Here is a 2,098-nt window from a genome sequence, read left to right as displayed (position 1 = left end):
CGCGCGGCCGCCGACGGGCGCGTGCGGCGCTGACCCAGCCATACCCCTGTACCGACCAGGACGGCCGCCAGCGCGGCGAGCGCCAGTGCGACGAACAGCGCGTAGATCATGTAATCCGCCTCCCCGACGGACAGTCGTGACACGGCAGTCTTTTTACCGGCGCGCACGGGCGCTTGTCCACGCGCGCGCCGATGCCGGCGTTTGCGGTCCGCGGCGGCGGCCGCAAAACTACGCCGGTGCCGCGGCGGACCGGGCCGCCGCGGCGACTGCCGCCGCCGTCCGGAGACGTTTTCATGCATACCCTCGTGTGCTCGCGTCAGCGTTTCGTGATCCGGCTGTTCCGCCTTGCGCTGGCCGGCCTGTTTCTTGCCGGAGGATGCGCCATGCCGCAGAGCCCGCCGCCCGCCGATCTGCTCGCTGCTGCCGCGGCGTCCGTGCGGCTGGAGCGGACGCCACTGACTGTCGCGCTGGTTCCGGCCGGCGGCGACCTCGCGGCGCGGATCGCCGCGCTAGCGCCCGGACGCGAGGTCTACCTGGTGCTCGACGGCCTGCGCGTGAACGGCGATCCGGGCAGCCTGTACCAGGTCGAGCTGATCGCCGACGCGGCGCCGCGGCCGGCGAAGGCCGTCGGCAGCTTCAACGTATTCGGCGTCGCGCACGCCGAAGGCGCGACGGCCCGGCGCAGCTTCGTCGTGACTGCGGCCGTGCGCGAGCTCGCCGGCCGCGGCCTGGCCGTGCGCCTGTCGCCCGATCCGGCGGCCGCGCCCGAAGCGCAGATCGAGATAGGCCGCATCGCACTGCTCGCGCAGTAGCCGCCGCGTGCGCGCAGGAACCGCCGGCCGTATTGAAGCGCGTGCCGGCCCCGTGTATACCTGTGGCGTTTTTAAGTATTGCCGATAAGGTATTCGGGGAATCCCGGATGCGCCTGCGGTTCCGGCCGGAGTCCTCCCGGGATGAACGGCCGAAAGCCATATCCGCATCCGGCAAGGTTGTAGGGGGAAAGACCGCAGCGCGCAGCCGCCGCGCCGGGGGCACTGATTCATCCATCCTTACGGGAGAACGCCATGACTACGCTTTCCCGCCGCGACTTCGTCCGCGGCGTCGCCGCCATTCCGCTATCCCTGTGGCTCGTGAACCGGGCCGGTGCCGCCAAGCCGCGCGTACGCTACGACGCGCGCAGCAGTCAGGGCCAGGAGATGCTCAAGATCTACGCCGCCGCGGTGAAGACCATGCGCGGCCTGTCGGAGACCGATCCGAGCAACTGGACCTTCCAGTGGTATACCCACTTCGTCAAGAAGTCGACGACCAAGAGCGCCGAGATCGACCGCATCTTCGGCACCTCGCCGAGCGCCCACAAGGCGCTCGCCGAAGCGATGTGGAACACCTGCCAGGCGCACAGCGGCCAGAACGAGAACCTGTTCCTGCCCTGGCACCGCATGTACGTGATGTTCTTCGAGGACATCGTCCGCGCGGTCAGCAAGCGCGACGACTTCACCCTGCCGTACTGGAACTATTCGGCCGGCGGCCCGACCCACGGCGTGCTGCCGGATCAGTTCCGCCAGAAGGACGATCCGGTCTTCGGCCCGCTCTACATCGCCGAACGCAACGCGCTGGCCAACGACGGCAAGGCGATCGACCAGGGCAAGTCCGGCGATCCGCTGGGCCTGTCGGCGCTGCAGCAGTCGCAGTATTCGTCCAGCGGCGCCGTGCAGGGCTTCTGCCTCGCGCTGGATTCCGGGCTGCACGGCAACGTGCACGTGCTGACCGGCAATACCGTGAACATGGGAGCGGTGCCCTGGGCTGCGCGCGATCCGATCTTCTGGCTGCATCACTGCAACATAGACCGGCTCTGGGCGAGCTGGAACGCGAACGGCGGCGTCAACCCGCGCGCGCCGTGGAACGACGACACCTTCGTGTTCGCCGACGTCAAGGGCAATCGCGTCGTGGCCAAGGTGTCGGATTACTTCGACATCGCGACGCTCGGCTATTCCTACGACCGGCTCGAACCCAAGCCGAAGGCGATGCTGGCCGCGAGCGCCGGCGACATCGCCGCGCGCGCGCCGCAGCAGGCCGCACGCGCCGGCGCCGGCGTGGCGCT

General features: G+C 69.5%; 2 protein-coding genes. Both read left to right on the top strand.

All coding sequences use genetic code 11. The features are described from left to right. Positions 1 to 293 precede the first annotated feature (293 nt). The gene (locus NON22_RS23475; RefSeq protein WP_257389408.1) at positions 294 to 812 is read left to right on the top strand and encodes a hypothetical protein; all 519 of its coding nucleotides are present in this window, start codon (positions 294 to 296) and stop codon (positions 810 to 812) included. 252 nt (positions 813 to 1,064) lie between these two features. Continuing rightward, positions 1,065 to 2,098, top strand: a 1,034-nt coding sequence (locus tag NON22_RS23470; RefSeq protein WP_257389407.1) for a tyrosinase family protein, incomplete at its 3' end; no start/stop codon positions are given.

It is taken from the genome of Tahibacter caeni (assembly GCF_024609805.1).
Classification (GTDB): domain Bacteria; phylum Pseudomonadota; class Gammaproteobacteria; order Xanthomonadales; family Rhodanobacteraceae; genus Tahibacter; species Tahibacter caeni.
The sequence above is the reverse complement of the archived record's forward strand: the minus strand, read 5'-3'. Positions and strand labels throughout refer to the sequence as shown.